We start from the raw sequence: 23,452 nt of genomic DNA on the forward strand, positions 1-23,452 counted from the left end.
ATCCTTGATCAAGTACAAGCTGTGGATAACTCTGTTGGTAACTTCTTTGCCAGATTGGTTATTGCGCTGGCGCAGGGCTTTGAAACCGGTCCATTACCGCCAGCGGGCGAATCGCACTGAGGACCAGGCCATAGCTGAGCTTTTCATAGGTACGAAACACCAAAAGCGTGCCCGCGTACTCTTCAGGGATCTGTACCGGCACGCCTGAGACTGTGTCGCGCACGGTTTCACCGGCTTTCGTCACGGCGAGCAGGTGCCCATCCTGCAAGCCATCACGCCGGCCCTTGTTCAGAATGACCGCATCCAGCACACCAATCCGGGTAACGCCGCGGGGTACGTCGATGATTCGTCCTGTCAGTCCGGGGGCCGGTGCAGAAACCAGCAGGGTTGAGAGATCTGGCGAGGGTTGCGCACCGACCAGGCGATCGCCCGTGCGTATCTCCTGGGTCACCCGCAACACCGCCAAGGTGGTGACATCGCCCGCCGCCACAAAGCGCGCAGTACCGATGTCATCGAGGTTTATCCCCAGCAACTCCTGGCTGACCGGATCGGTAAAAACCTTGCCCTGGCGGACAATCGCATAGCTCGGTTGCGCGGGACTCAGAGCACCTCGCGCGTAAATGCGTTCACCGTTGGCGCCCAACACTCGCCCGGCTTGTGCGGCGACAACATAAGGTGCCGTGTCCAGCAATTGGGGGGTGTCGAGCATGCGGTTATGCAACAAAAAAACCCGGATAGCCCTTTGTGTCTGGCTGTCCAGCGGTCGCGGCGACTGTGGATAACTAGCCTTGGACGAGCCCGGCACATTGGCGGTTACGGCCTGAGCGCACAGCAGCACGATCAGTAGCGATTTCCTCATGGGGTCAATCTCCTTTATTATGTGTGTTCGCGTGTAACGCCAAGGCCTTCGCGGCTTGCGAGCGTTCCACACCGGCCGCCCGGGATCCTTCCCGACGCCGACTTGCCTCTACCTCACATGTGCAGCAATTACGCTTATGGCTATTTTGAACATCCTCGAATTCCCGGACTCGCGTCTGCGCACTATCGCCAAACCGGTGGCCGTAGTGGACGACAAGATTCGTCAGTTGGTCGATGACATGTTTGAAACAATGTATGAGGCCCCGGGAATTGGTCTCGCGGCGACCCAGGTCAACGTACATCTGCGTGTCGTGGTCATGGACCTGTCCGAAGATCGCAGCGAACCGCGGGTGTATATCAACCCCGAGTTCGAGCCGCTGACCGAGGAGATGGGTGAATATCAGGAAGGTTGCCTGTCGGTACCGGAGTTCTACGAGAACGTCGAGCGCCCGCTGCGCGTCAAGATCAAGGCCCTGGACCGTGACGGCAAGCCATTCGAGTTGATTGCCGAAGACCTGTTGGCGGTGTGCATCCAGCACGAATGCGACCACCTCAACGGCAAGCTGTTTGTCGATTACCTGTCCACGCTCAAACGCGACCGGATCAAGAAGAAGCTGGAAAAAAAGCATCGCCAGCAAGCTTGATTCCCTTCTTTCAAAGGCTTGCTGCGGCAAGCCTTTTTCTTTTGTGAGACGTTTCCCATGACCGAGCCACTGCGCATCGTTTTTGCCGGCACTCCCGAGTTTGCCGCCGAACACCTCAAGGCCCTGCTTGCCAGCCCTCATGACATCGTCGCGGTGTACACCCAGCCAGACCGTCCGGCCGGTCGTGGGCAAAAGCTGATGCCCAGCCCGGTCAAGCAACTGGCGCTGGAGAACGGCATTGCCGTGCTGCAACCGCCGACCCTGCGCAATGTGCAAGCCCAGACCGAACTGGCCGCGCTGGAAGCGGATTTACTGGTGGTGGTGGCCTACGGCTTGATCCTGCCGCAAGCGGTGCTGGATATTCCGCGCCTGGGGTGCATCAACAGCCACGCATCGCTGCTGCCACGCTGGCGCGGCGCGGCGCCGATCCAGCGCGCCGTCGAAGCCGGAGACAACGAAAGCGGTGTGACGGTGATGCGCATGGAAGCCGGCCTGGATACCGGACCGATGCTGCTGAAAGTCACCACGCCGATCACCGCCGAAGACACCGGCGGCAGCCTGCACGACCGCCTGGCCGAAATGGGCCCGCCCGCCGTGATCCAGGCCATTGCCGGCCTGGCCGCAGGCACCTTGCAAGGTGAAGTGCAGGACGACAACCTGGCCACCTACGCCCACAAACTGAACAAAGACGAAGCGCGCATCGACTGGAGCCGCCCGGCCGTAGAGCTGGAACGCCTGGTGCGCGCGTTCAACCCGTGGCCGATTTGCCACAGCAGCCTCAATGGCGAAGCCTTGAAAGTCCTCGCAGCCAACTTGGCCGAAGGCAAGGGCGCGCCCGGTGAAATCATCGGCGCCAGCAAGGATGGCCTGTTGGTGGCTTGCGGCGACCAGGCGTTATGCCTGACCCGTCTGCAATTACCTGGCGGCAAGGCGCTGAACTTCAGCGACGTGTTCAACAGTCGCCGGGAAAAATTTGCCGTGGGCACGCGCCTGGGAGCGACCGCCCAATGAACCCACGTCTGGCCGCCGCCAAGGCCCTGGCCGCCGTGCTCAACGGCAAGGCCTCCCTCAACAGCTCGTTGCCAACCCAGCTGGATAAAGTCGAAGAGCGTGATCGCGGCTTTACCCAGGACCTGGCGTTTGGCACCGCCCGCTGGCAGCCGCGTTTGTCGGCGCTGGCGGCCAAGCTGCTGCAAAAACCCTTCAAGGCCGCCGATGCCGACGTCGAGGCGCTGCTGCTGGTTGGCCTTTATCAATTGCTCTACACCCGCGTGCCGGCCCACGCCGCCATCGGTGAAACCGTCGGTTGCGCCGACAAGTTGAAAAAACCCTGGGCCAAAGCCTTGCTCAACGCTGTACTGCGCCGCGCCCAGCGTGAGAGTGAAACGTTGCTGGCCGAGCTGGAACACGATCCGATGGTACGTACTGCGCATCCACGCTGGCTGCAAAAGTCCCTGAAAGCTTTCTGGCCCGAGCATTGGGAAGCGATCTGCGCGGCCAACAATGCTCATCCGCCGATGATTCTGCGGGTCAACCGCCGTCATCAGAGCCGCGCGGCCTATCTGCAGTTGTTGGCAGACGCCGGTATCCAGGCCGCTGCCTGCGCGTACAGCCAGGACGGTATCGTCCTCGAGGCCGCGGCTGATGTGCGCAGCCTCCCGGGTTTTGCCGAAGGCTGGATCAGCGTGCAGGACGAAGCCGCGCAACTCGCCGCCGAACTGCTCGACCTGGCCCCCGGCCAACGGGTGCTCGACGCGTGCTGCGCACCCGGTGGCAAGACGTGTCACATCATGGAAGTCGAACCCGGCCTGGCCGGCGTCGTGGCGGTGGACCTGGAAGCCAAGCGCCTGGTGCGGGTGCGGGAAAATCTCGCCCGCCTGGGCCTGAGCGCCGAGTTGATCGCGGCCGACGGGCGCGACACGGCTACCTGGTGGGATGGCAAACCCTTCCAGCGCATCCTGTTGGACGCACCGTGTTCGGCCACCGGCGTGATCCGCCGCCACCCGGACATCAAACTGACCCGCCAACCCGACGACATCGCCGCCCTGGCGCTGCTGCAAGGTGAGTTGCTGGATGCCTTGTGGCCCACGCTGGAAGTCGGTGGCATTCTGCTCTACGCCACCTGCTCGACTTTGCCGACCGAAAATACCGAGGTGATCGAGGCCTTCCTCGCCCGCACCAGCGGCGCACGGGAGCTGGACCTCGCCACGACTGCCGGCATCAAGCAGCCCCACGGTCGCCAATTGCTGGCGCAGGAAGGCGGGCATGATGGTTTCTACTACGCCAAACTGATCAAAATTGCCGCTGCACGCGGTTGAATGGTTTTTAAGGGAGTGACCGGATGAAAATCATCATCCTCGGCGCAGGGCAGGTCGGCGGTACGCTGGCCGAGCATTTGGCCAGTGAAGCAAACGACATCACTGTGGTCGACACCGACGCCGAGCGCCTGCGTGGCCTGGGCGATCGCCTGGACATCCGCACGGTCCAGGGTCGCGCCTCGTTCCCGACGGTATTGCGCCAGGCCGGCGCCGACGACGCCGACATGCTGGTGGCCGTGACCAACAGTGACGAGACCAATATGGTCGCCTGCCAAGTGGCTCATACGCTGTTCCACACCCCGACCAAAATTGCCCGGGTGCGTGAAGCGGCCTACCTGACCCGCGCCGGTCTGTTCGATAACGATGCGATCCCGGTCGACGTGCTGATCAGCCCCGAGCAGGTGGTCACCCATTACATCAAGCGCCTGATCGAGATTCCCGGCGCCCTGCAGGTGATCGATTTCGCCGAGGGCAAGGCGCAATTGGTGGCGGTCAAGGCGTACTACGGCGGGCCGCTGGTCGGTCAGCAACTGCGCCAGCTACGCGAGCACATGCCGAATGTGGAAACCCGAGTCGCGGCGATTTTCCGTCGCGACCGACCGATCCTGCCCCAGGGCGATACGGTGATCGAAGCCGACGACGAGGTCTTCTTCATCGCCGCCAAGGCCAATATTCGTGCAGTGATGAGCGAAATGCGCCGGCTCGACGAGAGCTACAAGCGCATCGTCATCGCCGGTGGCGGGCAGATCGGCGAACGCTTGGCCGAGGCCATCGAAAGCCGCTATCAGGTCAAGATCATCGAGATGAACGCGGCGCGCTGCCGCTACTTGTCCGACACCCTCGACAGCACCGTGGTGCTGCAAGGCAGCGCCTCGGACCGCGATCTGTTGATGGAAGAAAACATCGCCGACGCCGATATCTTCCTGGCACTGACCAACGATGACGAAGCCAACATCATGTCGTCGCTGCTGGCCAAGCGGTTGGGGGCAAAGAAGGTGATGACCATCATCAACAACCCGGCCTATGTCGACCTGATCCAGGGCGGCGACATCGATATCGCCATCAGCCCGCAGTTGGCGACCATCGGTACGCTGCTCGCGCACGTGCGTCGCGGCGACATCGTCAGCGTGCACTCGCTGCGTCGGGGCGCGGCGGAAGCCATCGAGGCGATTGCCCACGGCGACTCGAAGTCGAGCAAGGTGATCGGCAAGGCGATCCGCGACATTGGCCTGCCGCCTGGGACAACCATCGGCGCGATCATTCGTGATGAAGAGGTGATCATCGCCCACGACGACACGAAGATCGCCACGGGGGACCATGTGATTCTGTTCCTTGTGGATAAAAAACATATCCGCGACGTGGAGAAGTTGTTCCACGTGGGCTTGAGCTTTTTCTGATCAACCGGAGTGACCCATGCTCGATTCCCTGGAAAAAATGCTCGCCAAGGGCGTGGATAACGCGCTGTTGCGGTTTGGCCTGGGTAAGGGTTACCTGGACCTGAAGGACGACGCCCGGGCTGTCGAACACCTACAGAAGTGCGTCGAGTTCGACCCGAAGTATTCGGCGGCGTGGAAGCTGCTGGGCAAGGCGCAGCTGGGGCTCGGAGATAGTGCTGCAGCGCGGCTGGCATGGGAGAAGGGCATTGAAGCGGCCCAGGCCCATGGCGACAAGCAGGCCGAAAAAGAGATGACTGTATTTCTGAAGAAGCTGGCCAAACAACTGTAGGAGCGAGCGTGCTCGCGAAGATCGTTAACGATGACGCGTACAGACTGAATGTACGCGGTGCTCTTGAGTTCTTCGCGAGCACGCTCGCTGCTACAGGGTGATCATTCACACAGAGCGAGCAGGGTGACGCTCAATACCACCGCGCCTCACCCGGCGGGCGTTTCTTGAAGCGTTTCATGCTCCACATGTACTGGCTCGGATACGCCCCCACATAGCGCTCCACCACTTTGCTCATCGCCGCGCATGAGGTGGCGGTGTCGGTGCTGTACATGTCCTCCGGCGCCGCTTCCAGAATCACTTTGTAGCCGGAACCGTCCGGCAGTCGCAGGGCGTGCAGGAACACCCCAACCGCCTTGCCGCCGGCCAACATATTCGGTACGAATTTGCTGGTCAGCGCCTGAGTGGCAAAGAACGGTACGAAAATCCCGGCCGATTCCGCAGGCTCCGGATCCGCCGGAATCCCCACCTGACCGCCTTTACGCACTTCCTTGATGACGCTGAGAATGCCTTCCTTGGTGGAAGCCGCCACGCGATTGCCCAGTTGTACCCGCTGCTTGCGCAGCAGTTCGTCCACCGCCTTGAGCTTGGGTGGACGATAGAAAATGATCGGTTTGCATTGGCTGCAATAGAAGTGGTTCAGCACTTCCCAGTTGCCCAGGTGGCTGGTGATGCCGACCACGCCTTTGCCCGAGGCCAGGGCTTCGTGCAGCACTTCCAGGCCTTCGACTTCACGCACCAGGTCGATGGAGCGCTGGGCCGGCCAGATCCAGGCGCAGGCGCTTTCGGTCAGTGACTTGCCGATGTCCATCAGGCTCTGGCCCGCAAGACGCTCGCGCTCGGCCGGATCCATCTCCGGAAAACATTTGGACAGGTTGATCCGCACCGTGTCGCGGGAACGGTTGGGGGTTTTCCACATGATCCAGCCAATCGCCGTGCCGACTGCCTGGACAGCGCGCCAGGGCAACAGGGCAAACAACCGAAGAGCGCCTACCAGCAAGGCGCCTTTAAACTTTTCCACAGGTCACTCCTGAAGTTGTGCGGTGCGCAAAGTGCGCCATTCTAACCGGCGTTGGCCAAGTCCGCGTAACGGTCACAGTCCTGGGTGTGGTCCATGACCATGCCCGAGGCCTGCATGAACGCGTAGCAGATGGTCGGCCCGACGAAAGTGAAGCCGGCTTTTTTCAGCGCGCGACTCATGGCTTCAGCCTCTGGCGTGATGGCCGGGACTTCACTGCGATCCTTGAAATGATTGACCTTGGGCACGTCGCCGACAAACGCCCAGAGCCATCCCACCGGATCCTCCAGCGCCAGCCAGGCCGCGGCATTGCGTCGGGTGGCGTTGAGTTTCAAGCGGTTGCGCACAATGCCCGGATCCTGCATCAACAGCTCGATCTCGGCATCGCTCAACCGCGCCAACCGCTGCGCATCAAAACCGAACAAGACCTTTCGATAATGCTCGCGTTTGCGTAAAACGGTGATCCACGACAGGCCCGCCTGGAACCCTTCGAGCAAAAGCAGTTCAAACAAACCCTGCGCATCGCGCAGCGGCGTTCCCCACTCCTGATCGTGATAAGCCATGTACAGCGGATCTTCAGAACACCAAAAGCAGCGTGGCATAAGGCTCCAGGGAGTAGTGGCGGGGCCGAATCGGGTATACTCCCGCTCTTTAAATCGCAGCCCAAGTAACAGGTGAATTTCGTGAGCCAGCCTACGCCAGCCGTGCGTACCTTCCAAGACTTGATCCTCGCCCTCCAGCAATACTGGGCAGAGCAAGGTTGTGTGGTACTTCAGCCCTACGATATGGAAGTAGGCGCCGGCACTTTCCACACCGCTACATTCCTGCGGGCCATCGGCCCGGAAACCTGGAACGCCGCTTATGTGCAGCCCAGTCGTCGCCCGACTGACGGCCGCTACGGTGAAAACCCAAATCGCCTGCAGCACTACTACCAGTTCCAGGTGGTCTTGAAGCCTAACCCGGACAACTTCCAGGAGCTGTACCTGGGCTCGCTGAAACATGTCGGCCTGGACCCGCTGGTCCACGACATCCGTTTCGTCGAAGACAACTGGGAATCGCCAACCCTCGGCGCCTGGGGCCTGGGTTGGGAAGTCTGGCTCAACGGCATGGAAGTGACTCAGTTCACCTACTTCCAGCAGGCGGGCGGCATCGAATGCTACCCGGTGACCGGCGAGATCACCTACGGCCTCGAGCGCCTGGCCATGTACCTGCAGGGCGTGGATTCGGTCTACGACCTGGTGTGGGCTGACGGTCCGTTCGGCAAAGTCACCTATGGCGATGTGTTCCACCAGAACGAAGTGGAGCAATCGACCTATAACTTCGAACACGCCAACGTCGACAAGCTGTTCGAACTATTCGATTTCTACGAAAGCGAAGCCAAGCGCCTGATCGAACTGGATCAGCCGCTGCCGTTGCCAAGCTACGAAATGGTCTTGAAGGCATCCCATACCTTCAACCTGCTGGATGCCCGTCGTGCCATCTCGGTCACCGCGCGCCAGCAATACATTCTGCGTGTACGCACCCTGGCGCGTTCCGTCGCCCAAGCCTACCTGCTGGCTCGCGCCAAGCTGGGCTTCCCGATGGCAACCCCGGACCTGCGTGATGAAGTGTTGGCTAAGCTGGAGGCTGCACAATGAGTGCTCAAGATTTCCTGGTTGAACTGGGTACCGAAGAGCTGCCACCCAAGGCCCTCAACACCCTGGCCGATGCGTTCCTGGCCGGGATCGAAAAAGGCCTGCAAAGCGCCGGCCTGAAGTTTGAAGCGAAGCATGTCTACGCCGCGCCGCGCCGCCTGGCTGTGCTGCTGACCGCGCTGGAAACCCAGCAACCGGACCGCAACATCAACCTCGACGGCCCGCCACGCCAGGCCGCGTTCGATGCCGAAGGCAATCCGACCCAGGCCGCTCTTGGTTTCGCCAAGAAGTGCGGCGTCGAGCTGAGCGAAATCGACCAGAGCGGCCCGAAACTGCGTTTCAGCCAAGTCATCAAGGGCAAGCCAACCGCCAGCCTGTTGCCGACCATCGTTGAAGACTCGCTGAACGACCTGCCGATTCCCAAGCGCATGCGTTGGGGTGCCCGCAAGGAAGAGTTCGTGCGTCCGACCCAATGGCTGGTCATGCTGCTGGGCGATCAGGTGGTCGACTGCACCATCCTCGCCCAGCAGTCCGGACGCGATTCGCGTGGTCACCGCTTCCATCACCCGCAAAGCGTGCGCATCACTTCGCCGGCCAACTACCTCAATGATCTGCGCGCCGCGTACGTGCTGGCGGATGCCAATGAACGTCGCGAACTGATCAGCAAGCGCACCGAAGAGCTGGCCCGCCTGCAGGAAGGCACCGCCATCGTGCCGCCAAGCCTGCTCGACGAAGTCACCGCGCTGGTTGAGTGGCCGGTGCCGCTGGTGTGTTCGTTCGAAGAGCGTTTCCTCGATGTGCCGCAAGAAGCCCTGATCACCACCATGCAGGACAACCAGAAGTATTTCTGCCTGCTGGATGTCGACGGCAAATTGCTGCCACGCTTTATCACCGTGGCCAACATCGAAAGCAAAGACCCGCAGCAAATCATCGCCGGTAACGAAAAAGTCGTTCGCCCGCGCCTGACCGATGCCGAGTTTTTCTTCAAGCAAGACAAGAAGCAGAAGCTGGAAGACTTCAACCTGCGCCTGCAAAACGTGGTGTTCCAGGAAAAACTGGGCAGCGTCTATGACAAGGCCGTGCGGGTTTCCAAGCTGGCGGCCTACATCGCGCCACGCATTGGTGGCGATGCCGCCTGGGCTACGCGCGCAGGCCTGCTGTCGAAATGCGACCTGGCCACCGAAATGGTCGGCGAGTTCCCGGAGATGCAGGGTGTTGCCGGTTACTACTACGCCCTCAATGACGGTGAGCCGGACGACGTCGCGCTGGCGCTGAACGAGCAGTACATGCCACGCGGCGCTGGCGCCGAACTGCCGAGCACCCTCACCGGTGCGGCCGTGGCGATTGCCGACAAGCTGGATACCCTGGTGGGTATCTTCGGCATCGGCATGTTGCCCACCGGCAGCAAGGACCCCTACGCCCTGCGCCGTGCGGCCCTTGGCGTGCTGCGAATCCTGATCGACAAGCAACTGGACCTCGACCTGACCCAGGCCGTGGTGTTCGCTGTCGGCCAGTTCGGGGCCAAGGTCAAGCAAGCCGGCCTGGCCGAGCAAGTGCTGGAGTTCGTGTTCGACCGCCTGCGCGCGCGTTACGAAGACGAAGGCGTCGACGTCGCGGTCTACCTCTCGGTACGGGCCCTGCAACCGGGTTCGGCGTTGGACTTTGATCAACGCGTGCAAGCCGTACAGGCGTTTCGCAAGTTGCCGGAAGCCGATGCACTGGCCGCCGTGAACAAGCGTGTGTCGAACCTGTTGAGCAAAGCCGACAACCTCGGTTCGGCCGACGTTGACCCAGGCCTGTTTGCCGATGCCAAGGAGTTCTCGCTGAACTCGGCTATCGCCAAGGCCGAGAACGCGGTGAAGCCGCTGATCGCCGAACGCAGCTACGCCGAAGCCCTCGCGCGCCTGGCCACCTTGCGTGAACCGGTGGATGCGTTCTTCGAGGCCGTGATGATCAACGCCGAAGACGCGAACGTACGGAAAAACCGCTACGCCATGCTGGCACGTCTGCGCGGGTTGTTTATCAACATCGCTGACATTTCCGTACTGGGCTGAACATGTTGAAACTGCTGATTCTCGATCGGGACGGGGTGATCAATTACGACTCCGACGCTTACATCAAATCGGTGGAGGAATGGATTCCACTGCCCGGCTCGATCGAGGCCATCGCGCAGTTAAGCAAGGCCGGCTGGACAGTGGCCGTCGCCACTAACCAGTCCGGCATCGCCCGCGGCTACTACGACCTCGCCACCCTGGACGCCATGCACGCGCGCTTGCGCACGTTGGTGGCCGAGCAGGGCGGTGAGCTCGGGTTGGTGGTTTATTGCCCACACGGGCCGGACGAAGGCTGCGATTGCCGTAAGCCGAAACCCGGCATGCTGAAAACCATTGCAAAACATTACAATGTTCCGTTGACGGGCCTATGGTTCGTCGGGGACAGTCTCGGTGACCTGGAGGCGGCCAAGACCGTCGACTCACAGCCAGTTTTGGTAAAAACCGGGAAAGGCGAAAAGACCCAGGGCAAAACCCTGCCGGCGGGCACCTTGATTTTTGACGATCTGGCGGCGGTTGCCGCTGAACTTATCAACACATAGCAGCCCTTCTGACTTCCTGACCAAGGACTGTTCGGGAGCGCGCTTTTAACAGGCGGGCCTTGCCCCGCAACGGTAAATGCCGCCATGTCGATTTTGCAGGCCATCAGAACCTTTTTCTTTTACCTGCTGCTGGGCACCAGTTCCTTGCTCTGGTGCACCCTGAGCTTTTTTATCGCGCCCTTTTTGCCGTTCAAGGCGCGCTATCGTTTCATCAACGTTTATTGGTGCCGCTGCGCATTGTGGCTGACCAAGGTATTGCTGAATATCCGTTTCGAGATCAAAGGCGCCGAGCATGTCCCGGACCAGCCTTGCGTGATTCTGTCGAACCACCAGAGCACATGGGAAACCTTCTTTCTCTCGGCGTACTTTTCACCCCTGAGCCAGGTGCTCAAGCGTGAGCTGCTATTCGTACCCTTCTTTGGTTGGGCCATGGCGATGCTGCGCCCGATTGCGATTGATCGCGACAACCCCAAGGCGGCGCTCAAGCACGTCGCAAAGAAGGGTGACGAACTGCTCAAGGACGGGGTCTGGGTGCTGATCTTTCCCGAGGGTACACGTGTGCCGTTTGGCACTGTGGGCAAGTTCTCCAGGGGCGGTACGGCATTGGCGGTCAACGCCAACCTGCCAGTGCTGCCGATCGCCCACAACGCGGGCAGGTTCTGGCCGAAAGAGGGCTGGGCCAAACGCGCGGGCACCATCACCGTGGTCATCGGCGAACCGATGTACGCCGAAGGCGAGGGGCCACGCGCGATTGCAGCGCTGAATGACCGTGCAGCCGCATGGAATGAGGCTCAACAAAGGGCGATGGGATCATTGCCGCCACTGCCGGTCGCAGAAGACCAGACGGCCATTTGAGTTTCTGTGGATAAGCTGTGTACGCTTTGTGCGAAAGTTGTCTATTTTTGATTTTAACTTTCTGATTTTATTACATATTTCTTAAGCTGATAAAACACACTGAAAACGTGCATAAGTTTTTTCCCCACGATAAAAATCGGCCCTCGCGGCTAAGCCGATCAGTTAAGCGAATGAGACATCCTGTAGGAGCGAGCTTGCTCGCGAAAAACGTCAACGATAACGCGTGCCTTCTGGATAAACGCGGCGCCTTTGAGTTCTTCGCGAGCAAGGGCTAGGCGCCCCCCTTGCTCCTACAGAAAGCCTTAACTGATCGGCATTAGCCCTTGCGGCCGTTTTTTCATACACGGTTGAACTTCGCTTTCATCCGGTCGTTCTACTCCTGCCACAGCGGCAACTGCAGGCTGAAAACCGTGCCCTGTCCAACCACGCTTTCGCACTCAATCCTTCCGCTGTGACGATCCACCACGGTCTTGACCATCGTCAGGCCCAGACCCAGGCCTTCACTGCCCTGGGCAGAAGCAAAGCGTCGATATTGGCTGAACAACTCCGGTAGATCCCCAGGCGCGATGCCGGGACCCTGATCCCTGATTCGACACGTCAGCCATTCGCCACTGCACTCGACACTCAAAGTAACCGTCGTGCCGGACGGACTGTATTTGATTGCATTCTGCAACAGGTTGAATAAGGCGCGGGTCAACAGCGATTGATCCGCCAAGACCATTTCTTCACCTGCCTCATCCAACGGGTGAACCAGGTGGATGCCTTTCAACTGAGCCAACAGCGCCACTTGATCAAACGCATCGAGTACCAGCATGGCGAACAGACTCGGCTGAAACTGATAGCCATCGGATTCAGCCTTGGCCAACTGGACGAACGACTCGGTCAGGTTCAGGGCGCGGCGCACCTGTTGTTCGATTTGGGCAAATACCGGGAAAGCCTCAGGGGTTTCATGGCGTTGGACGTCCAGTAGCGCGAGAATCGCCGAGTGCGGCGCGCGCAAATCGTGGGACAAGAAGCGTAGAAGCGTTTCGCGCTGCTGCTGGGCCTCACGTTCGATGCTCAGATCCGTCAGGCTCAATAACCAACCCAACGCCACTTCGCCATCTGCCGGCAGCAATGGTGCAAGCTCCAGGCGCAGGCTGCGTTGTCGGATGTCGCGAAACTCGCCGATCTCCAATGCCGACATCGCCGGGCGCACACCTTCCAACAACGGCGGATAGCCCAATGCCGCAAGCTGCTCCTGCAGGTTTTCATTGACCAGCTCGCTATCAAACACCTCGCGGGCGATGCGGTTAGCCAGCAGGACGCTGCCTTTCGGGTCGGTAATCAGCGTTGCTACCGGCAGACACTCCAACCCATCGGCCATAAAGCGTCGCGTGTCGCGCGTGCGGCTCACGGCTTGCTCCAGGGCATAGATACGACCTTGCAACACGTCTCCGTTGCTGACGGGCGCACGGCGGCGCTCTGGCAGCACTTTGGGCTCACTGTCGAGCCGTGCCAGCTCCCAGCCGAAATACGCCAGGATCACGCTCAGACGACGCCAGTTCCAGATCAAGTACCCGAGCAGCAAGCCGATCAGGCAGGCCGCAGGTGACCACCACGCGCCCAGGCGCAATAAGCCCCAGGCGCCGAGGAGGGCGATAGTCATGCTGCCCAGGGTCAACCACAATGCATAACGCGGGCGAAACAGCAGCAGGCCCAGCAACACCGCCACCATTGAGGTCGCCAGCAATGCCGCCAGCCAGCCGGGCAAGACGGTAATGCTGCGTCCTTGCATCAAACCGTTGAGGATATTGGCCTGGATTTCCACGCCTGGTGTGGTGCCTACACTGGCCGACAAGGGCGTGACGTAACGATCCCCCATGCCTGGCGCAGTGGCGCCCACCAGAATCAAACGATCACGCAGCAACTCGGGCGGGACCTCACCGCGCAGCACGCTGACATAAGGCACACTGGGAAAGCCGTCGTCGGCCGCGATAAAGGGAATCCGAATAGCATTGTCGCGCTGCCAGTCCTTGCTCGTTGACGCGGCAGATAACCCTGGCATGGCGGTTTTTCCGCCACTCAGCTCGTAGGCCAACCAAGCCAGTTGCGGCCTCATTTGCCCAGTCGGCCCTTCCCGCAGATAGAGGCTGCGAACGATACCGTCGCCGTCGGCTTCCACATTGATATGCCCAATGCCCCTGACGCAATCACGCAGCGGCAGCACCGGCAATATTTGCCGTATCGGCTGAGCATAACGCGGCGTGCCTTCGCGGATCAGCGGCAGCAGGACGTTGCCCGCCTGGCAAATCGCCTGGGCCAGACGCTGGTCATCGGCGGGATCGCGTGCCGGTTCACTGAAGATCACATCGAACAAAATGCCTGCGGGTTTGGCTGCGTTCAATTGGTCAATCAGATCGGCGTGCAGGCGACGTGACCAGGGCCATTGTCCCAATTGCCTGAGACTCAGGTCATCGATGGTCACCAGCAAAACGCGCGGTTCCACCGGTAACGGCGTTAACCGCCGAAGGCTGTCATACAGCAGATTATTGAGCGCAAAGCCAGGGCTGAGGGACAGGAAAGCGGTCATCGGCAACAGGAGCAGACTGATCCACAACCATTCCCGCACAAGACCATTGAACAGGCGTTGAGCTTGAGTCGGCTGGCGCTTTTCAGCCTTGCGCCACAGCCTCACCGGCAGGTCGCCCCAGTGTTACTGCACACGGGAGGCGGGCGGATAATAGAAAATGTCATAAACCCCAGCCTCTCCCTCCAGTCCTTGCTCATCAAACGCGGACACGCGAACGTGATAGAACGATGCCTTGAGCCCAGTGAAGCTTACACGCGGTTCACTGGAAAAATTTTCCTGCTTGATGTTCATAAAAGCTTTATCGGAGGCGACCTGGGCACGGTAGCGTTGCGCACCCGGCAGCGGGCGCAGGAATAACGTCCACACCGGGGCATCACCTTTCTGGCCGTCCTGCCCGACCAATCGCGGGGCGCCCAGCAACTCCACGGTTTTCAACTCACCCTGTTTTTTGAACAAGACGCCTTGCCGGGCCCCGACCTGCAATTGCTCTTGCACCGGGCCCTCGGGCACTTCGGTTGGGCGCCCCGCATCCAGGTGCTCGGTACGACTGACCGCGACCAGGCCATTGAGCACCTCGACCACCGACTGATCATCGTCGTTGCGCACGCGAAAGTGAGTGCCACGCACGCCCAACACACCGACCGGAGTCACGATCTGAAAGCGATCATGATCACTGGTGCGCTTGAGCACATAGGCTTCGACCTGGCCTTGCTCCAGAATCACCTGGGGAATTGCAAGCTCGGATGCCAGACGCAACCGAACCTGAGAACTGGAGGGCAAGACAACCCGCGAACCATCTCCCAACAACAGGCTGACAAACGCTGACGGTGAGGTCTGCACGCCTTCCAGCTCATCGATCACCATGCCTTCTTCGAGCACGCTCGGGCGGCCTTGGGCATCCAGTTTCCAAGCTTCGCCCGTGAGGTGCTGAACGACCGCAGGTAACGGCTGTGCCCGACAGAGCAGGTTGTCATCAATATAGGGCGCACGAATAGCAGCCGGCTTCGCCATGACGACCGGACTGCCGGCACAGAACGCCATGATCAAGCCTGAGCTTAATAAAAGAGCGAGAGGAGAGCGGGTACGACGAGGGAAGAGGGTCATGGTATCCATCAAGGTTCTAGTTCTAATAATTCATCAGAAAGCGCGTTCAGAAAGCGTCTTGCTGGAGCAGGACCTTGAGTGCCGCCTACGATACCCGATGACGCATCGCACTCGATAGCCGAAATGTCTGACGCGATAGACACGACCGCTGGCTGGACCGTGACCCATTGAGAATGGATGACACGTCCCTGTGTCGACCGATTCGACATTGTCGAGCCGGGTGTACATCGAAGAAATACTGTCCCTCACATCTCCCCGACAACAGTCCGCGGCGAACCTCGGACTACAGATGACACGTCCCTGAGTCGAGAGCGCTTCCCGCGCAAGCCCTCCGTGTTTCACACTGTGATAGAGAATTTACCTACAACAAAGGTCTGCGTGGGGCTTTGCCACATTTGTTCAGATTCAGAATACCCAACGCTGAGTGGTTGACTGGTGCGGACGTGGCGCCTCAACCTGCAGGCCTGCGTACCCCAAGGAGTCAACGGCCTCATGCAACGAGTGAACTTCATTAAACGGAACTATCATGTTCGGATTACTGGCACTCACCGTTTCTGTGCCGAGCGTCGCAGCGGCGACCACCATCAGCATCTTTCCCCACACGCTGACCTTCTGCAGGACGATCGCTTGTCGTGATAGCGCATAAAAGCGGTTCGCCATTGATCCTTTTCCTTAGGAGCTCGAGCCGGTATCGTTCCAGCTGGGTACGCGATGTTTAACGGCCTAAGGGCTATCTGATATCAGCGTACCGAGAGTTCCACGGGACTTGAGAATCTGGTCATAATTATTCAGATTCAACACTCGGTTTTTGCGCAGCTACCTGCGGCGTTGGCAATACCTGCGTAGCACTCATCAAGAAAGAAAGGACCCTCCCACATGCGTGTCGCGATACTGGATGACGAACCTGCTGAATTGAAGCGGGTGGAACAGACACTGCGACAAATTCCAAACGCCTCGGAACAGCCATGGACGCTGCATTGCTTCGAACGCGGTGAAGACTTGCTGCGCCAATTGCGCCGGGAAACGTTTGATTTGCTGGTGCTTGACTGGCAATTACCTGACCTCAGCGGCCTAGCCATTTTGCGCTGGACCCGCGAACACCTCGAGGCGCCACCCCCTGCCATCATGCTCACCAGTCGCGATGCAGAGGCCGATATCGTCACGGCGTTGAACAGCGGCGCGGATGACTACGTCAGCAAACCCTTTCGCCCTAACGAACTCAAGGCACGCGTAATGGCGGTCCTGCGTCGCCACGGCTTAAATAAAGCCAAGGCCAGCGAAGTGTCGGTGTTTAATGACCTGACGTTTGACGATGCAGAACTTACCGTGACCCGCAACGGCACGCCTATCAACCCCACCGAAAGAGAGTACCGTCTGGCGCGCTGCCTGTTCGACAACCTGGCTCGACCGCTGTCCCGAGAGTATTTGTATGAGCGGTTCTGGACCCATGAAGAAATGGTCTCTTCAAGGCCGCTGGATACTCATATCTATCGATTACGCAACAAACTGGGTCTGACGGCTGATCGCGGGTGGCAGTTGCTGACCATCTACGGCTACGGGTACCGACTGGAAAGCGTCACTGCTTCCAATGGGGAAGAGGAAGAAAAATTGGCTTGATGTTCCACGTGGAGCATTCCGTCATTAGTTTTTTGCATAAAAAAGGCCAACGCTAAGCGTTGGCCTTTTTTGTTTGGCGTGTCTGGATCAGAAATCCAGGTTGGAAACCGCCAAGGCGTTGCTCTCGATGAAGTCTCGACGAGGCTCGACCGCATCACCCATCAGGGTGTTGAAAATCTGATCCGCGCCAATAGCGTCTTCGATGGTCACACGCAACATGCGACGCTGGCTTGGGTCCATGGTGGTTTCCCAGAGCTGATCCGGGTTCATTTCGCCCAGACCTTTGTATCGCTGAATGGTGTGACGCTTGGTGCTTTCATTCATCAACCAGTCGAGGGCTTCCTTGAATTCCTTGACTGCTTTCTTGCGTTCACCGCGCTGAATATAAGCACCGTCGTCCAACAGGGTGCTCAATTGCGCACCGAGGGTAACAACGGTCTTGTAATCGTTGCTGCCGAAGAAGTCGCGGTTGAAGGTAATGTAATTCGACAAGCCATGGGAGATCAGTTCGACCTCTGGCAGCCAGACATTACGCTCACGGTCTTCACGCAGGCTGGCTTTGTATACCAGGCCGGATTTTTCCACCGTGCGCAGGCGTGTCTCGTACTGCGCCATCCAATCCTGCATCGCTGCATGATCGCCCAATTGCTCAAGACTGACGGCAGGCAGATAAATAAAGTGCTCGGTCAGCTCCTGAGGGTACAGGCGCGACAAACGCTTGAGCGTCTTCATTACCATGCGGAAGTCGTTTACCAAACGCTCCAGCGACTCACCGGAGATGCCCGGAGCCTCATCGTTCAAGTGCAGACTGGCATCTTCCAGGGCCGACTGCGTCATGTACTCTTCCATGGCGTCGTCGTCTTTGATGTATTGCTCTTGCTTGCCTTTTTTCACTTTATACAATGGCGGCTGGGCAATGTAGATGTAGCCACGCTCGATCAGCTCCGGCAACTGACGGAAGAAAAACGTCAGCAACAGGGTACGGATGTGCGAACCGTCGACGTCAGCATCGGTCATGATGATGATGTTGTGGTAACGCAGCTTATCGATGTTGTATTCCTCGCGGCCGATGCCACAGCCCAAGGCCGTGATCAGGGTGCCGACTTCCTGCGAGGAAATCATCTTGTCGAAGCGGGCTTTCTCAACGTTGAGGATCTTGCCCTTCAACGGCAGGATTGCCTGGGTGCGACGGTTACGACCCTGCTTGGCGGAACCGCCAGCAGAGTCACCTTCCACCAGATACAGTTCGGAGAGGGCAGGGTCCTTCTCCTGGCAGTCCGCCAGCTTGCCCGGCAAACCGGCGATATCCAGCGCACCTTTACGACGGGTCATTTCACGGGCTTTACGCGCCGCTTCACGCGCCCGCGCCGCGTCGATCATTTTGCCGACAACCAGTTTGGCTTCGTTCGGGTTTTCCAGCAGGAAGTCGGAGAAGTACTTGCCCATTTCCTGTTCAACCGCAGTCTTCACTTCGGAAGAGACCAGCTTGTCTTTGGTCTGGGAGCTGAACTTCGGATCCGGAACCTTGACCGAAATAATCGCGGTCAGGCCTTCACGGGCATCGTCACCGGTGGTGGCGACTTTGTGTTTCTTCGCCAGGCCTTCTGCTTCGATGTAAGTGTTCAGGTTACGCGTCAGTGCAGAACGGAAACCCACCAAGTGGGTGCCGCCATCGCGTTGTGGAATATTGTTGGTGAAGCACAACAGGTTCTCGTTGAAGCTGTCGTTCCACTGCAAGGCGATTTCCACGCCGATGCCGTCTTCACGCTGAATGTTGAAGTGGAACACCTGGTTGACCGCAGTCTTGTTGGTGTTCAGGTATTCAACGAACGCGCGCAGACCACCTTCGTATCTGAACAGTTCTTCCTTGCCACTGCGCTCGTCCTTGAGGACGATACCCACACCGGAGTTAAGGAAGGACAGTTCACGAATCCGCTTGGCCAGGATGTCCCAGCTGAAGTGGATGTTCTTGAAGGTTTCACTCGAAGGCTTGAAGTGAATCTGCGTACCGGTGGTTTCGCTGTCGCCAACGATCGTCATCGGTGCTTGTGGAACGCCGTGGACGTAAGTCTGTTCCCAGATTTTTCCACTACGGCGGACGGTCAAGATCAGCTCTTCGGACAGAGCGTTTACCACCGACACACCTACACCGTGCAAACCGCCGGATACTTTATAGGAGTTGTCGTCGAACTTACCGCCAGCGTGGAGCACGGTCATGATGACCTCTGCCGCCGAAACGCCTTCCTCTTTATGCACATCAACCGGGATACCGCGACCGTTGTCGCGCACGGTGATGGATTCATCCGGATGGATGATGATGCTGATGTCGTCGCAGTGGCCGGCCAGAGCTTCGTCGATCGAGTTATCGACCACCTCGAACACCATATGGTGCAGACCGCTGCCATCATCGGTATCGCCGATGTACATACCGGGACGTTTGCGTACGGCATCCAAACCTTTAAGCACTTTAATGCTGGTCGAGTCGTACGTATTTTCTTCGCTCATGCCTTCACTCCCGATGGTCGTGGGTCTGGGTGATACGGCCTTGTTCCACGTGGAACAAAGCGACTGGCGTTTCCGTCTGCCAGCCTTCCCTCAATAATTCGTGATCTACACAGGTGATAAACACCTGGCAGCGTAAGTCTTCCAACAAGCGGCACAACGCGCGGCGATGTTGCTCGTCCAGTTCGGACGGCAAGTCATCCACCAGATAAATACACTGACCGCGTCGGGCTTGGCTAACCAAATGCCCTTGAGCGATACGCAGCGCACAGACCACCAACTTTTGCTGACCGCGGGACAAGATGTCTGCCGCGTTGTGTGCGCCTAATCTAAGACGCAAATCAGCACGTTGTGGTCCGGCCTGGGTGTGACCCATTTGCTGATCCCGTTGCAGCGACGACGCGAGCACTGCACTCAGCTCGCGCTCTTTGTCCCATCCACGGTAGTAACTCAGCGTCAGCCCCTCAAGCGCCAAGAGCTCGCTCAAGGTCTGTTCAAAGACCGGTTTCAAGGCTTTGATATAGGTGCGACGGTATTCATCTATTTCAGCGCTGGCCAGGCACAATTCCCGGTCCCAGGCAGCTTGCGAAGCGGCGTCAAGTGTACCATGCCGCAGCCACGAGTTCCGCTGTCGGAGGGCCTTCTGCAGGCGCTGCCAAGTAGCCATGAACCGTGGTTCCACGTGGAACACGCCCCAATCGAGAAACTGCCTGCGGATTTTCGGTGCGCCTTCCAGCAGGCGGAAGCTATCAGGGTTGATCAATTGCAGCGGCAGAATTTCCGCCAGCTGCGCAGCGCTGCGAGCATTTTGCCCATCGATCCGGATCTGAAACTCTCCCTGGCGATCTCTCGATACCCCCAGGCTGCTATGACCACCTTCCGCCAACTCAACCTGACCGAATACGGTACAGGCCAGCTGTTCGTACTGAATAACGGGTAACAAGCGCGCACTGCGAAAGGAACGCGCAAGCCCCAACAAGTGGATGGCTTCCAGCACGCTGGTTTTGCCACTGCCATTGACGCCATGGAGGATATTAATGCGGGGGGAAGGGGAGAAGGTCACCGGGTGCAGATTGCGCACCGCGGTGACCGAGACACGACTGAGGGACATCTAGCTTCTGCTGAACATGATTACAGACGCATCGGCATAACGACGTAGGCCGAGTCATCATTATCCGACTCCTGCACCAGCGCGCTGCTGTTGGAGTCAGACAGAATCAGGCGAACCTGTTCAGTCGTCATCACGCCCAGCACGTCCAGCAGGTAGCTGACGTTGAAGCCGATCTCCAGGGAGCCGCCGTTGTAATCGACGCCTACTTCTTCTTCCGCTTCTTCCTGTTCCGGGTTGTTAGCCTGGATCTTCAATTGACCATTGGCCAATTGCAGACGAATACCACGATATTTTTCATTGGAAAGAATCGCAGTACGGCTGAACGCTTCACGCAGGGCTTGGCGATCGCCGATCACCAACTTGTCGCCGCCTTTGGGCAGGACGCGCTCGTAATCCGGGAATTTACCGTCCACCAGTTTGGAGGTGAAGGTGAACTCACCAGTCGTCGCGCGGATGTGGTGTTGGCCGAGCACGATGCTGACGTTGCCGTCCGGCTCGGTGAGCAAACGCGCCAGCTCGAGGATACCCTTGCGCGGCACAATCACTTGGTGACGGTCCGGCTGACCGATGTCGGCCTGCATCGAACACATCGCCAGGCGATGGCCGTCAGTGGCCACCGCACGGATGATGCCTGCCGAGACTTCCAGCAGCATACCGTTGAGGTAATAACGCACGTCTTGCTGGGCCATGGCGAAGCTGGTGCGCTCGATCAACCGGCGCAGCTTGCTTTGCTCCAGGCTGCACGTCAGCGAACCTGGGCCTTCTTCTACCGTCGGGAAGTCATTCGCCGGCAGGGTAGAAAGCGTGAAACGACTGCGCCCGGCCTTGACCACCAGCTTCTGCTCATCGACTTTGATGTCGATCATCGCATCGTTGGGCAGGCTCTTGCAGATGTCCATCAGCTTGCGCGCAGGTACGGTGATTTCACCGGGCTCTGCGGCATCTTCCAGCTGTACACGACCAACCAGCTCAACTTCCAGATCGGTACCGGTTAACGACAACTGCTGGCCTTCGACCACCAGCAATACGTTGGAAAGCACCGGCAAGGTCTGTCGGCGCTCGACGACGCCTGCGACCAGTTGCAGGGGTTTCAACAGGGCTTCGCGTTGAATGGTGAAATGCATGGTCTAGTCCCTTGCCTTAATAAGCTGCGCTGGTGTTCATCAAGTTGTCAGTGTACGCAGCAGGTTCTTGTAGTCCTCGCGAATGTCCGCGTCGGATTCCTTAAGTTCGTTGATCTTGCGGCATGCATGCAAGACCGTGGTGTGGTCACGACCACCAAACACATCACCAATTTCCGGCAGGCTGTGGTTGGTCAACTCCTTGGAGAGGGCCATGGCAACCTGACGGGGACGTGCTACCGAGCGCGAACGGCGCTTGGACAGCAGATCGGAAATCTTGATTTTGTAGTACTCGGCCACCGTGCGTTGAATGTTATCCACACTGACCAGCTTGTCTTGCAACGCCAACAAGTCTTTCAGCGATTCGCGAATCAATTCGATGGTGATATCGCGTCCCATGAAGTGCGAGTGAGCGATGACCCGCTTGAGCGCGCCCTCCAGCTCACGCACGTTGGAACGAATGCGCTGGGCAATGAAGAATGCAGCATCGTGAGGCAGGTCGACTTTCGCCTGGTCAGCTTTCTTCATCAGGATCGCGACCCGGGTTTCCAGCTCTGGAGGCTCTACCGCAACCGTCAGACCCCAACCGAAGCGCGATTTCAAACGCTCTTCCAGGCCTTCGATTTCCTTCGGATAACGGTCACTGGTCAAGATGACTTGCTGGCCGCCTTCAAGCAACGCATTGAACGTGTGGAAAAACTCCTCCTGGGAGCGTTCCTTGCGCGCGAAGAACTGAATGTCATCGATCAGCAGCGCATCGACCGAACGGTAGAACCGTTTGAACTCGTTGATCGCGTTGAGCTGCAAGGCCTTGACCATGTCAGCCACGAAGCGTTCCGAGTGCAGGTACACGACCTTGGCATTCGGGTTCTTCTTTAATAGATGGTTACCCACCGCATGCATCAAGTGAGTTTTACCCAAGCCAACGCCGCCATAAAGGAAAAGCGGGTTGTAACCATGCTTGGGATTGTCGGCAACCTGCCAGGCCGCGGCACGGGCCAATTGGTTGGACTTACCTTCGACGAAATTCTCAAAGGTGAAGGTACGGTTCAGGTAGCTGGTGTGCTTGAGCGCACCCTCGACCTGCACTGTGCGCTGTTCGGCGCGAACCGGCGCTTGCTGGGAACTGGCACCCGCCATCGGATCGAAGCTGTCACGGGACGGCTCTTCGCTGACCGGCGCATTCTTCTGCGTAGAGGACTTCGTCGGGGCTGGCGCGGTCGGCGGATTATTGCCAGACGCCGTTACCTGCGTTTGTGAAGCAGCAGCGGCCAACGGCGCATTCGGTGCGGGACGCGGTGCCGAGCTGCGCTTGCTACCTATTAATAAGGAAAGCGCCGGAGCCAGCCCATTGCCATGTTCATCGAGCAATTCGAGAACACGGCTCAGGTACTTCTCATTGACCCAGTCGAGAACAAAACGGTTGGGTGCATAGACGCGCAACTCGTCGCCTTCGGCTTCGACCTGTAGCGGACGGATCCAGGTGTTGAATTGCTGGGCAGGCAGCTCATCGCGCAAAAGCTCCACGCACTGCTGCCAAAGTTCCACTGACACGGATATCCCCTAAGTTGAAAGCCGGTGAGGCAAAAACAGCCGCCATTGTAGCGGCGAGCCGTCCACTTATCCACATGAAGGTTGCTCACAGGGCGTCAAGAATCACTGTTTTAGCAGAGATAAAGCCGACCAATGGTCTGTGCATAAGCCCTGTGGATAAGCGGGCCTGAGCTCGTTGTACAAGTGGGGGCGAAAGTCTGTGGGTAACTGGCCTGTGGATAACCAAGCA

At 58.8% G+C, this 23,452-nt stretch carries 20 protein-coding genes; 10 read left to right on the forward strand and 10 right to left on the reverse strand.

The features are described from left to right. Nucleotides 1-58: 58 nt before the first annotated feature. Nucleotides 59-859 (reverse strand): peptidoglycan-binding protein, encoded by an 801-nt coding sequence (locus BLU75_RS22640; protein WP_084378391.1) that lies wholly within the window; start codon nt 857-859, stop codon nt 59-61. A gap of 136 nt (nt 860-995) precedes the next feature. Here BLU75_RS22640 and def point away from each other — a divergent pair, with 136 nt between their 5' ends. Genes def through BLU75_RS22665 form a run of 5 tightly spaced genes read left to right on the forward strand, consistent with a single transcriptional unit; the run spans nt 996 to nt 5,545 of the window. After that, complete coding sequence (gene def / locus BLU75_RS22645; RefSeq protein WP_084378390.1) at nt 996-1,502, forward strand: peptide deformylase; 507 nt, start codon at nt 996-998, stop codon at nt 1,500-1,502. Between the two features lie 57 nt (nt 1,503-1,559). Continuing rightward, complete coding sequence (gene fmt, locus BLU75_RS22650) at nt 1,560-2,513, forward strand: methionyl-tRNA formyltransferase (protein WP_084378389.1); 954 nt, start codon at nt 1,560-1,562, stop codon at nt 2,511-2,513. Continuing rightward, nucleotides 2,510-3,820, forward strand: coding sequence for a 16S rRNA (cytosine(967)-C(5))-methyltransferase RsmB (gene rsmB, locus BLU75_RS22655; protein ID WP_084378388.1), 1,311 nt, complete (start codon nt 2,510-2,512; stop codon nt 3,818-3,820). Before fmt ends, rsmB begins: the two co-directional genes overlap by 4 nt. A 23-nt stretch (nt 3,821-3,843) precedes the next feature. Further along, complete coding sequence (gene trkA / locus BLU75_RS22660) at nt 3,844-5,217, forward strand: Trk system potassium transporter TrkA (protein ID WP_084378387.1); 1,374 nt, start codon at nt 3,844-3,846, stop codon at nt 5,215-5,217. A 16-nt stretch (nt 5,218-5,233) separates the two neighbouring features. Then, nucleotides 5,234-5,545, forward strand: coding sequence for a tetratricopeptide repeat protein (locus tag BLU75_RS22665; RefSeq protein ID WP_084378386.1), 312 nt, complete (start codon nt 5,234-5,236; stop codon nt 5,543-5,545). A 130-nt stretch (nt 5,546-5,675) separates the two neighbouring features. On the opposite strand, the gene BLU75_RS22670 is transcribed toward BLU75_RS22665, so the two are convergent. Both BLU75_RS22670 and BLU75_RS22675 read right to left on the reverse strand, forming a co-directional pair. After that, complete coding sequence (locus tag BLU75_RS22670; RefSeq protein WP_084378385.1) at nt 5,676-6,563, reverse strand: lysophospholipid acyltransferase; 888 nt, start codon at nt 6,561-6,563, stop codon at nt 5,676-5,678. A 41-nt stretch (nt 6,564-6,604) separates the two neighbouring features. Next, nucleotides 6,605-7,162, reverse strand: coding sequence for a DNA-3-methyladenine glycosylase I (locus BLU75_RS22675; protein WP_084378384.1), 558 nt, complete (start codon nt 7,160-7,162; stop codon nt 6,605-6,607). Nucleotides 7,163-7,243: 81 nt separating this feature from the next. Between BLU75_RS22675 and glyQ the strand changes: the two genes are divergently transcribed. From glyQ to BLU75_RS22695, 4 genes are all read left to right on the forward strand, one after another. After that, a complete protein-coding gene (glyQ, locus tag BLU75_RS22680; protein WP_003187265.1) occupies nt 7,244-8,197 on the forward strand; it encodes a glycine--tRNA ligase subunit alpha in 954 nt (317 codons plus the stop codon). After that, nucleotides 8,194-10,248 (forward strand): glycine--tRNA ligase subunit beta, encoded by a 2,055-nt coding sequence (gene glyS, locus BLU75_RS22685; RefSeq protein ID WP_084378383.1) that lies wholly within the window; start codon nt 8,194-8,196, stop codon nt 10,246-10,248. The genes glyQ and glyS overlap by 4 nt, the downstream gene beginning before the upstream one ends. A 2-nt stretch (nt 10,249-10,250) precedes the next feature. Beyond that, nucleotides 10,251-10,787, forward strand: coding sequence for a D-glycero-beta-D-manno-heptose 1,7-bisphosphate 7-phosphatase (gmhB, locus tag BLU75_RS22690; RefSeq protein WP_165447471.1), 537 nt, complete (start codon nt 10,251-10,253; stop codon nt 10,785-10,787). A gap of 84 nt (nt 10,788-10,871) precedes the next feature. Beyond that, nucleotides 10,872-11,642 (forward strand): lysophospholipid acyltransferase family protein, encoded by a 771-nt coding sequence (locus BLU75_RS22695; protein WP_084378382.1) that lies wholly within the window; start codon nt 10,872-10,874, stop codon nt 11,640-11,642. Between the two features lie 373 nt (nt 11,643-12,015). Here BLU75_RS22695 and BLU75_RS22700 read toward each other — a convergent pair whose 3' ends face one another. The 3 genes from BLU75_RS22700 to BLU75_RS22710 form a co-directional block, all read right to left on the reverse strand. Next, nucleotides 12,016-14,319, reverse strand: a complete 2,304-nt coding sequence (locus tag BLU75_RS22700; protein WP_084378381.1) for a CHASE2 domain-containing protein — start codon at nt 14,317-14,319, stop codon at nt 12,016-12,018. An 18-nt stretch (nt 14,320-14,337) separates the two neighbouring features. Continuing rightward, nucleotides 14,338-15,327 (reverse strand): FecR family protein, encoded by a 990-nt coding sequence (locus BLU75_RS22705; RefSeq protein ID WP_084378380.1) that lies wholly within the window; start codon nt 15,325-15,327, stop codon nt 14,338-14,340. 396 nt (nt 15,328-15,723) lie between these two features. Next, a complete protein-coding gene (locus BLU75_RS22710; protein ID WP_090221566.1) occupies nt 15,724-15,978 on the reverse strand; it encodes a hypothetical protein in 255 nt (84 codons plus the stop codon). 216 nt (nt 15,979-16,194) lie between these two features. On the opposite strand from BLU75_RS22710, the gene BLU75_RS22715 reads away from it, so the two are divergent. Then, a complete protein-coding gene (locus tag BLU75_RS22715) occupies nt 16,195-16,935 on the forward strand; it encodes a response regulator transcription factor (RefSeq protein WP_084378379.1) in 741 nt (246 codons plus the stop codon). An 87-nt stretch (nt 16,936-17,022) separates the two neighbouring features. On the opposite strand, the gene gyrB is transcribed toward BLU75_RS22715, so the two are convergent. The 4 genes from gyrB to dnaA are packed head-to-tail and all read right to left on the reverse strand — an operon-like array spanning nt 17,023 to nt 23,223. After that, a complete protein-coding gene (gene gyrB, locus BLU75_RS22720; RefSeq protein WP_084378378.1) occupies nt 17,023-19,440 on the reverse strand; it encodes a DNA topoisomerase (ATP-hydrolyzing) subunit B in 2,418 nt (805 codons plus the stop codon). Between the two features lie 4 nt (nt 19,441-19,444). After that, complete coding sequence (gene recF / locus BLU75_RS22725; protein WP_084378377.1) at nt 19,445-20,548, reverse strand: DNA replication/repair protein RecF; 1,104 nt, start codon at nt 20,546-20,548, stop codon at nt 19,445-19,447. A gap of 20 nt (nt 20,549-20,568) precedes the next feature. Further along, the gene (gene dnaN / locus BLU75_RS22730) at nt 20,569-21,672 is read right to left on the reverse strand and encodes a DNA polymerase III subunit beta (protein WP_084378376.1); all 1,104 of its coding nucleotides are present in this window, start codon (nt 21,670-21,672) and stop codon (nt 20,569-20,571) included. A gap of 39 nt (nt 21,673-21,711) precedes the next feature. After that, entirely contained in the window at nt 21,712-23,223 is a 1,512-nt protein-coding gene (dnaA, locus tag BLU75_RS22735) for a chromosomal replication initiator protein DnaA (protein ID WP_084378375.1), read from the reverse strand. Nucleotides 23,224-23,452: the final 229 nt, after the last annotated feature.

Origin of the sequence: Pseudomonas mucidolens, assembly GCF_900106045.1 — a bacterium.
In the GTDB taxonomy this organism is placed as follows: Bacteria; Pseudomonadota; Gammaproteobacteria; order Pseudomonadales; family Pseudomonadaceae; genus Aquipseudomonas; species Aquipseudomonas mucidolens.

Bases quoted from the DNA above. Each gene is read 5' to 3' on its own strand.
- dnaN (WP_084378376.1), bottom strand. From the start codon at position 21,672: ATGCATTTCACCATTCAACGCGAAGCCCTGTTGAAACCCCTGCAACTG.
- gmhB (WP_165447471.1), top strand. From the start codon at position 10,251: ATGTTGAAACTGCTGATTCTCGATCGGGACGGGGTGATCAATTACGAC.
- recF (WP_084378377.1), bottom strand. From the start codon at position 20,548: ATGTCCCTCAGTCGTGTCTCGGTCACCGCGGTGCGCAATCTGCACCCG.
- BLU75_RS22695 (WP_084378382.1), top strand. From the start codon at position 10,872: ATGTCGATTTTGCAGGCCATCAGAACCTTTTTCTTTTACCTGCTGCTG.
- BLU75_RS22665 (WP_084378386.1), top strand. From the start codon at position 5,234: ATGCTCGATTCCCTGGAAAAAATGCTCGCCAAGGGCGTGGATAACGCG.
- def (WP_084378390.1), top strand. From the start codon at position 996: ATGGCTATTTTGAACATCCTCGAATTCCCGGACTCGCGTCTGCGCACT.
- BLU75_RS22710 (WP_090221566.1), bottom strand. From the start codon at position 15,978: ATGGCGAACCGCTTTTATGCGCTATCACGACAAGCGATCGTCCTGCAG.
- rsmB (WP_084378388.1), top strand. From the start codon at position 2,510: ATGAACCCACGTCTGGCCGCCGCCAAGGCCCTGGCCGCCGTGCTCAAC.
- glyS (WP_084378383.1), top strand. From the start codon at position 8,194: ATGAGTGCTCAAGATTTCCTGGTTGAACTGGGTACCGAAGAGCTGCCA.
- BLU75_RS22675 (WP_084378384.1), bottom strand. From the start codon at position 7,162: ATGCCACGCTGCTTTTGGTGTTCTGAAGATCCGCTGTACATGGCTTAT.
- BLU75_RS22705 (WP_084378380.1), bottom strand. From the start codon at position 15,327: ATGGATACCATGACCCTCTTCCCTCGTCGTACCCGCTCTCCTCTCGCT.
- fmt (WP_084378389.1), top strand. From the start codon at position 1,560: ATGACCGAGCCACTGCGCATCGTTTTTGCCGGCACTCCCGAGTTTGCC.
- BLU75_RS22715 (WP_084378379.1), top strand. From the start codon at position 16,195: ATGCGTGTCGCGATACTGGATGACGAACCTGCTGAATTGAAGCGGGTG.
- BLU75_RS22640 (WP_084378391.1), bottom strand. From the start codon at position 859: ATGAGGAAATCGCTACTGATCGTGCTGCTGTGCGCTCAGGCCGTAACC.
- trkA (WP_084378387.1), top strand. From the start codon at position 3,844: ATGAAAATCATCATCCTCGGCGCAGGGCAGGTCGGCGGTACGCTGGCC.
- gyrB (WP_084378378.1), bottom strand. From the start codon at position 19,440: ATGAGCGAAGAAAATACGTACGACTCGACCAGCATTAAAGTGCTTAAA.